The following is an 8,620-nucleotide window of genomic DNA, read 5'->3' on the forward strand; positions in this document are numbered from 1 at the left end:
GGGGAATCGAGGGGAGAACCGTGGGGTGGGGAGAGCGGTGGTGACGGTCAGGAGTTGATCGCGGGAATGATCTTCTGGCCGTACGCGTCGATCACGGCCTCCTGCGCGTCGTGCATGTCGTACACGGCGAACTGGTCGACGCCCAGCTCACGCAGGGCGTTCAGCTTCTCGATGTGCTGCTCGGCCGTGCCGATCAGGCAGAACCGGTCGACGATCTCGTCGGGCACGAACTGGGTGTCGGGGTTGCCGCTTCGCCCGTGGTGCGCGTAGTCGTAGCCCTCGCGGGCCTTGATGTAGTCGGTGAGCGCCTCCGGAACCATGTCGGAGTGATCGCCGTACTTGGCGACGAGGTCGGCGACATGGTTGCCGACCATCCCGCCGAACCAGCGGCACTGCTCGCGCGCGTGGGCGAGCGCTTCCGGCGAGTCGTCCGCGGTGACGTACGCGGGCGCGGCCACGCAGATCTTGACGTCGGACGGGTCGCGTCCCGCCGCCACGGCCGCGCCCTTGACCGCCTTGACCATGTACTCGGTCAGATACAGATCGGCGAGCTGGAGGATGAAGCCGTCGGCCTCCTCGCCCGTCATCTTCAGGGCCTTCGGGCCGTATGCGGCCATCCAGACGGGGAGTTCGGCGCTCGGCTTCACCCAGGGCAATCTGATGACCGTGCCGCCGAGGTCGGCCTCCTCCCCGCTGCCCAGTGCCCGGATGACCTTCATGGCCTCGCTGATACGGGCCAGGGTGTTCGGCTTGCGGCCGGCGACGCGCATCGCGGAGTCGCCGCGGCCGATGCCGCAGATCGTGCGGTTGCCGAACATGTCGTTGAGCGTGGCGAAGGTCGAGGCGGTGACCTCCCAGGTGCGGGTGCCCGGGTTGGTGACCATCGGGCCGACCGTCAGCTTCTGCGTGTTGGCCAGGATCTGGCTGTAGATGACGAAGGGTTCCTGCCACAGCACGGTGGAGTCGAAGGTCCAGCCGTACGTGAAGGAGTTGCGCTCGGCCCGCTTCATCAGGCTGATGACACGGGAGGCCGGCGGGTCGGTCTGCAGGACGAGTCCGAAGTCCATGTGCCCCACTCCTAGTTCAGGTACTGACAGGTGGAGCGGGGGGTGTAGACGCCGTGCCCGGCACGTCCGGTGAACTCCCGCTCGGTGATGACGAGTTCGCCCCGCGACAGGACCGTCTCGACGCGGCCGGTGACGCTCTTGCCCTCGTACGCCGAGTAGTCGACGTTCATGTGGTGCGTCTCGGCGGACATGACCTGCTCGGCCCCCGGGTCGTAGATGACGACATCGGCGTCGGCGCCCGGCGCGATCGTGCCCTTCTTCGGGTACAGGCCGAACATCCGGGCCGGGGTGGCGCAGGCGATCTCGATCCAGCGGCGGCGTGTGATGTGCCCGTCGACGACGGCCTGGTGGAGGAGGTCCATACGGTTCTCGACGCCCGGCAGACCGTTGGGGATCTTGGAGAAGTCGCCGCGGCCGAGTTCTTTCTGACCGACGAAGCAGAACGGGCAGTGGTCGGTGGAGACGACCTGGAGGTCGTTCGTCCTGAGGCCCCGCCACAGGTACTTCTGGTGCTCCTTGGGCCGTAGCGGCGTGGAGCACACGTACTTGGAGCCTTCGAAGTCGGGCTCCGCGAGGTTGTCCGTGGACAGGAACAGATACTGCGGGCAGGTCTCGCCGAAGACGTTCAGGCCCTCGTCGCGCGCCCGTGCCAGCTCGGCGACTGCCTCCTGCGCCGAGACGTGCACGACGTACAGCGGGGCGCCCGCGACCTGCGCGAGCTTGATGGCGCGATGGGTGGCCTCGGCTTCGAGCAGGGCCTTGCGCACCTCGCCGTGGTACCGCGGATCCGTCTCCCCGCGAGCCAGCGCCTGCTCGACGAGCACGTCGATCGCGATGCCGTTCTCGGCGTGCATCATGATCAGTCCGCCGTTGTCGGCGGAGCGCTGCATGGCGCGCAGGATCTGGCCGTCGTCGCTGTAGAAGACGCCGGGGTAGGCCATGAACTGCTTGAAGGAGGTGACGCCCTCCTCCACCAGCAGGTCCATCTCCTTGAGCGTCTCGCTGTTGACGTCCGAGACGATCATGTGGAAGCCGTAGTCGATGGCGCACTTGCCGTCGGCCTTGGCGTTCCAGGCGTCCAGGCCCTCGCGCAGCGAGTGGCCCACGCTCTGCACGGCGAAGTCGACGATCGTCGTCGTGCCGCCCCAGGCGGCGGCCCGGGTGCCGGTCTCGAAGGTGTCGGAGGCGAAGGTGCCGCCGAACGGCAGCTCCATGTGCGTATGGGCGTCGACTCCGCCCGGAATCACGTACTTTCCGGTGGCGTCGATGGTCCGCTCGGCCGTCCAGGCCTCGGCGGCGGGGGTGCCGCTGGCGGCGAGGGCGGCGATGCGGCCGTCCTCTATGAGGACGTCCGCGTGGAGTTCGTCGGACGCGGTGATGACTAGGCCACCGCGGATGACGGTACGGCTGCTCATGTTCCCTCTCCTGTCGTCGGCACCCCGGTGGAATGCGGTCGGAAAGTGCGGGTCGTGTGTGGCTGGTCGCGCAGTTCCCCGCGCCCCTTACGGGGCGCGGGTGCCGCCCCCGTCAGGGAGCTGTAAGTGGCGCGTACGCACCGGGGGCGCGGTCGCGGTAGAACTGCCAGCGGTCGCGGACCTCGCGGAGCTTGGCCATGTCGAGGTCGCGGACGACGAGTTCGGTCTCCTTGTCGCTCGCCACCTCCCCGACGAACTGGGCCTCCGGGTCCACGAAGTAGGAGGTCCCGTAGAAGTCGTTGGACCCCAGCTCCTCCACACCCACGCGGTTGATGGCGCCCACGAAGTACTCGTTGGCGACGGCCGAGGCAGGCTGCTCCAGCTGCCACAGATAGCCGGACAGACCGCGTGAGGTGGCCGAGGGATTGAAGACGATCTCGGCGCCGGCGAGACCGAGCGCGCGCCAGCCCTCCGGGAAGTGCCGGTCGTAGCAGATGTAGACGCCGATCTTGCCCACGGCCGTGTCGAAGACGGGCCAACCGCTGTTGCCCGGCCGGAAGTAGAACTTCTCCCAGAACCCCTCGACCTGCGGAATGTGCGTCTTGCGGTACTTGCCGAGGTAGGAGCCGTCGGCGTCGATCACCGCCGCGGTGTTGTAGAGGACACCGGGCTGCTCCTCCTCGTACATCGGCAGAACCAGGACGATGCCCAGCTCCTTGGCGAGCGCCTGGAAGCGGCGCACGATCGGCCCCTCGGGGATCTGCTCGGCGTACTCGTAGAACGCCTTGTCCTGGACCTGGCAGAAGTACGGCCCGTAGAACAGCTCCTGGAAACACAGGACTTGAGCACCCTGCGCGGCGGCGTCGCGGGCCGCCTGCTCGTGGACCTGGATCATCGATTCCTTGTCGCCCGTCCAGGCGGTCTGGAAGACGGCGGCGCGGACCACTCTGCTCATCGGGACCTCCGGTCGCTCGGTGTGCGGTGAGCTTAGGAAGTCCGAAAGAGGTCTTTGAGATGCACGGTGTCACGTCTACGGGGGCATGGCGTTCCACGGTGTCACTCCGCCGTCGGCCCATGTTTCACCACCGTTTTCCCAGGTCGTTCCATGTTTCACCCCTGTTGCGCGTCGTGCGCGAGGAGCGCGATGTGCACGGAGGCGGCCTGCTCGAAGTCGTCGAGATCGACCCCGAGCCGCGCCTCTATGGCCTCCAGCCGCCGGTACAGGGCGGGCCGGGAGACGTGATGGAGCTGGGCGGTACGCGACTTGTTGCGGCCGGTCGCGAGATACGTCCGCAGCACAGGCAACAGCTCCTGCTCGGCCGCGCCGTCCCCGCACAGCAGCCCGTCCAGCTCCCGCTCCGCGAACGACTGGACGTGCGGATCGTCCCGCAGCAGCCGGATCAGACCCCGCAGATGTACGTCCCGCAGGCGCACCACCACCGGAAGGTCCAGCTCGGTGGGCGTCGTCGCGACCGCGTCGGCCACATGCTGGGCCTCGCGCAGACCGGCGGGCACGTCGTCCCACACGGTCCGCGGATCCGCGGCGGCGACGACCGTCTTGTGGGCCCCCGACTCCGTACGCATCCGGGTGGCGAAGTGCGTCGCCAGCGCCTCCGCGTCCTGGTCCCTGGCCAGGCTCAGCAGCACGGCGGTGACCCCGTCGGCCAGCTCGGCGACAAGACCGGGCAAGCCCAACAGCCGCAGCACACGGTCGAGTTGGGCGGGCTCACCGTCGCGTACCACCAGCGGCACGAAGGTCCGCCGGTTGACGGGCAGCCCGGCCGCCCGCGCCCGTGGCAGCAGCTGCCGGGCCGGTACGACACCGGAGACGAGGTCGGTCAGCAGGCTCTGCGCGGACTGTTCCTCCCAGGAGCGCGCGGGGCCGCCGAGCATGCGATGCAGTACGAGTGCTTCGGCGGCGCGGTCGGCGAGCAGCCGCCCGGTGGCGCCGTCGCCCCGATAGCCGCACAGCACGATGCGCCCCCAGCGCTCCCCGCGCCCGCCCAGCTCGGCACGGACCCAGCCGTCACCCTCGCTGCCGCCGGCCTGCCGCGCGATGCGCTCCCAGTCGCGCAGCACGTCGTCCACCGCGGACCGCTCCCCCGCCGTCGCTAGCACGCGGTGCGCGAGGTTGGTGACGACGACGGGACAGGCGCTGTGGCCCGCGATCTCGTCGAGCAGCCGTTGCAGCGGGGCGCCCGCGGTGATCAGCCCGGTCAGCGCGGTCCGTACGGCCTCGGAAAGACTGACGGCCGCGAACTTCCGCCGTACGAGCCGGGACTGGACCTCTTCCGTCAAGTCGGCGAAGGGGAACGGGCGGTGAAGCACCACCATGGGCAGCCCGCACCGCTCGGCCGCCCTGCGCATCGCATCGGGCGTGGCGGGGAAAGCGCGGCCGAGTCCGAGGACAACGGCCGCGGCCTCCGCGCGGTGCAGTGACCGGATGTACTCGGCCTGCGCTTCCACGTCGCCTGCGAGCAGCACACCAGTGGTGAGGACCATCTCCCCGCCGCTGAGCATCACGCCCACGTCGGCGGCCTCGGCGACGTGCACCCAGCGCACCGGCCGGTCGAGCTGGCTCGCACCGGCCACCACCTCGGGCTCACCGGCGAGCACCCGCTCCAGGCCGAGGACCTGGCGGACCGAGAGGGCGGGTTCCAAGGCGGTGGTGGTCATGGCCGGCGTTCCGTTCCCTTGCTCGGGTCTTACGGGGTGCCCCTCAGCGCACGCTCGAGGATCGCGGCGCCCTCTTCGGCCTCCGCGACGGTGAGCGAGAGCGGCGGGGCGATGCGCAGCACGCTGGTGTTGTGACCGCCGCCCTTGCCGATCAGCAGCCCTTCCTCGCGGGCCGCTTCGAGCACGGCGGCGGCCGCGTCCGGGTCGGCCTCGTCGGTGCCGGGCTTGACCAGCTCGACGCCGATCATGAGCCCCCGGCCACGGATCTCGCGTACGCCGGGAAGCTGCGCGGCGACGGCCCGCAGCCGCTCGATGAGCAGTCCGCCGACGCGGCGGGCGTTGCCCTGGAGATCGTGTTCGAGGAGGTACGTGAGGTTGGCGTTGCCGGCCGCCATGGTGACCGGTGAGCCGCCGAAGGTCGAAATGGAGTTGGAGTCCAGGCAGTTCATGACCTCGGCACGCGCGACGACACCACCGATCGACATGCCGTTGCCGATGCCCTTGGCGAAGGTCAGCATGTCCGGCGGACCGTTCCGGTCGTGCGCCTGCCAGCCCCAGAAATGATCGCCGGTCCGGCCCCAGCCGGTCTGCACCTCGTCGGCGATCCACAGGATGCCGCGCTCCTGAAGCACCTCGCGAAAAGCCGCGTACAGTCCGTCCGGCGGTGCGGTGAAGCCGCCGACGCCCTGGATGGGTTCGGCGATCAGGGCCACAGGCGCACGGACATGCCCGAGCAGGTCCTCCAGGTCGGCGACGCAGGCCGCGATGAACTCGTCGTCGCCGAGCCCGGCGTACGGCCCGCGGGTGCGGACGCCACCGTGGACGTACAACGTCTGGAGCGGTGACAGCGAGGTCGGCGACCATCCCTTGTTGCCGGTGATGCCGACCGAGCTGAACGAACGGCCGTGGTAGCTGTTGCGCATCGCCAGGATCTGGTTGCTCCGCCGGTACGCGGTCGCCAGCAGCAGCGCGGTGTCATTGGCCTCCGTGCCGGACGTCGTGAAGAAGACGCGGGCGTCCGGGATGCCGGACAACTGGGCGATACGCTCGGCGAGTTCGACCATCGGCCGGTTGAGGTACAGGGTCGACGAGTGGATGATCCGCCCGGCCTGCTCACTGACGGCCTTCGTCACCTCGGGCAGCGCGTGCGCGGTCATGGTGGTCAGAATCCCGCCGAAGAAGTCGAGGTACTTCTTCCCGGCGGCGTCCCAGACATGGCGGCCCTCGCCGTGCGTGATCTCGAGGGGGTCGTCGTAGTAGAGGGCGAGCCAGTCGGGAAGGACGGCCTTGTGGCGTCCGAGCAGGTCTTTGGTCATGGCTGCACCAGTCCTTCGTACGCGTCGGGGCGGCGGTCCCGGTAGAAGGCCCACTGCTGCCGGACTTCTTCGATCAGGTCGAAGTCGAGATCACGCACGACGAGCTCCTCCGACTTGTCGCTCGCGGTCTCGCCGACGAACTGCCCGCGGGGGTCGACGAAGTAACTCGTCCCGTAGAAGTCGTTGTCGCCGTACTCCTCCTGGCCGACACGGTTGATCGCGGCGATGAAGTACTCGTTGGCCACGGCTGCGGCGGGCTGCTCCAGCTGCCAGAGGTGGGCGGAGAGGCCGCGGGAGGTCGCCGACGGGTTGTAGACGAGTTGCGCGCCGTTCAGTCCGAGCTGCCGCCAGCCCTCCGGGAAATGGCGGTCGTAACAGATGTAGACGCCGACCTTGCCGACGGCCGTGTCGAAGACGGGCCAGCCCAGGTTTCCCGGTTTGAAGTAGTACTTCTCCCAGAAGCCCTTGACCTGGGGGATGTGGTGCTTGCGGTACTTGCCGACGTAGGTGCCGTCGGCGTCGATCACGGCCGCGGTGTTGAAGTAGAACCCGGACTGTTCGACCTCGAAGACCGGCACGACGATGACCATGCCGGTCTCGCGCGCGAGCTCTTGCATACGGCTCACAGTCGGCCCGTCGGGCACGGGCTCGGCCCAGCCGTAGTGCTCGGGCTCCTGGACCTGGCAGAAGTACGGGGCGTTGAAGACTTCCTGGAATCCGATGACCTTCGCGCCCTGCCGGGCCGCTTCGCGGGCGTGTTCCTCGTGCTTGGCGACCATGGATGTGGTGTCGCCGGTCCAGGTGGCCTGGACCAGAGCGGCACGTACGACGTTGGCCATGAGCTGCTCCTTCGACCGGGTCGTCAGCCTCTACGCCCGTAGACGCTGGTCGTAGAGCCCCGAAAGTAAGCCTCGCCGCTGCGCTGGGCAAGACCATCGTCGTTAACCGGCGGAGTCGATCGCGTTTCTTACGCCGAGTGGGGTTGCCTCCGGCGGGTTTGGGTTCGTTGTCGGCTGCAGCGCCGTCGTGGCTGGTCGCGCAGTTCCCCGCGCCCCTAAAAGCAAAAGCCTGCGCCTCACCGCGCCCGGAGAAAGCACGCACCCCGGGAAAGCCCGCACCCCCAACTACCCGCACCCTCCCACCGGCGGGAGGGGCCGTGGGCCGGTGCGTCGTACGCCCGTCGCGTAGGTTCGGTCTCAGGCCACCCGCACCGTGTACCGACACCGGGCCGTATGCCCACCCTGCGACGGGCTGACGCACCGGCCCACGGCCCCGACCCCACCACAAACCCAGGGGCGCGGGGAACTGCGCGACCAGCCACCCACACACCCGCACCCGAAAACGAACCCAAACCGCCCAACCGCCGGAGGCATCACGCCGTGTGACCCGCGACGCGAAGCGCATGGACCAGGTCCCAGTGGCACTCCTCCGAAACCTCCTTCGCGGCCGCCAGGAGGAGAGGACCGAGGCGAGACGGGTCGGGCGCGACGCTGCGCGCGGCCTCTTCCGGAGGACGGACGCGTACGTACGCGTCGAGCAGCGCCCGGATCTCCCGACGACGGCCGTCCTCGGCAAGGCCCAGCACCGCCTCCCCGATCTCCTCGGCAGGCCGCGCGACCCCCTGCCGGAGCATCTGCCGACCGTCCGCCGTACGACCCGCCGCAGCGAGCGCATCGGCCGCGGCGACGAGCCGGTCGGCCGGCAGCGAGACGGCCTCCCAGAGAAGGGTGGCCCAGTCCGCGCCGAGACCCGCACGGTGCAGCTCGGAAGCGAGAAGAGGGAAGCGGGCCGCAGGCCAGTACGCGGCCTCGGCCAGCACGGCGTGCGCCTCCCCGCTGCGGCCCTCACCACGCAGCCGGACGAGCCGCTCGACGGTCTCGACGGTGGCCCGCCGCGCCTCGTCGTCCAACGGCTCGCGCCGCGCCGCCGGCCGTTGCTCCGCCTCCTCGGCGCCCCGCCGGTAACGGACCCCCCGCGGGCTGCGATCCATGGGCGGAGGCACGGGCATGGCCGGTACGGCGCCGGCGCCGGCGTCCGCTTCGTCCATCATCCCGGCGAAGCGGGCACTGCCTCGGGGGCGCCGTTTGGAGCGTTGCTTGGCGGCTTTGGGTGCGGGGGTCGTGGAGGGTGCGGGACGGGGCTCGGG

6 protein-coding genes and 1 pseudogene are annotated in these 8,620 nt (G+C 69.6%); all 7 read right to left on the reverse strand.

The window, feature by feature from the left end:
* Window positions 1-47: 47 nt before the first annotated feature.
* A complete protein-coding gene (locus G5C60_RS47870; RefSeq protein ID WP_165270106.1) occupies window positions 48-1,067 on the reverse strand; it encodes a TIGR03842 family LLM class F420-dependent oxidoreductase in 1,020 nt (339 codons plus the stop codon).
* Window positions 1,068-1,078: 11 nt separating this feature from the next.
* On the reverse strand, window positions 1,079-2,482 hold the full coding sequence (hydA, locus tag G5C60_RS47875; protein WP_165270108.1) for a dihydropyrimidinase: 1,404 nt from the start codon (window positions 2,480-2,482) through the stop codon (window positions 1,079-1,081).
* 112 nt (window positions 2,483-2,594) lie between these two features.
* On the reverse strand, window positions 2,595-3,437 hold the full coding sequence (locus G5C60_RS47880; protein WP_165270110.1) for a nitrilase-related carbon-nitrogen hydrolase: 843 nt from the start codon (window positions 3,435-3,437) through the stop codon (window positions 2,595-2,597).
* Window positions 3,438-3,592: 155 nt separating this feature from the next.
* Window positions 3,593-5,158 (reverse strand): PucR family transcriptional regulator, encoded by a 1,566-nt coding sequence (locus G5C60_RS47885; protein ID WP_165270112.1) that lies wholly within the window; start codon window positions 5,156-5,158, stop codon window positions 3,593-3,595.
* A gap of 29 nt (window positions 5,159-5,187) precedes the next feature.
* Window positions 5,188-6,474 (reverse strand): aspartate aminotransferase family protein, encoded by a 1,287-nt coding sequence (locus G5C60_RS47890; RefSeq protein ID WP_165270114.1) that lies wholly within the window; start codon window positions 6,472-6,474, stop codon window positions 5,188-5,190.
* Window positions 6,471-7,313: a nitrilase-related carbon-nitrogen hydrolase gene (locus G5C60_RS47895; protein ID WP_165270116.1), complete on the reverse strand. Its 843-nt coding sequence runs from the start codon at window positions 7,311-7,313 to the stop codon at window positions 6,471-6,473. Before G5C60_RS47895 ends, G5C60_RS47890 begins: the two co-directional genes overlap by 4 nt.
* 533 nt (window positions 7,314-7,846) lie before the next feature.
* Window positions 7,847-8,620 (reverse strand): annotated as a pseudogene (locus G5C60_RS47900) (hypothetical protein); the annotation flags it as partial.

It is taken from the genome of Streptomyces scabichelini (genome assembly GCF_011045015.1).
Lineage (GTDB): Bacteria > Actinomycetota > Actinomycetes > Streptomycetales > Streptomycetaceae > Streptomyces > Streptomyces scabichelini.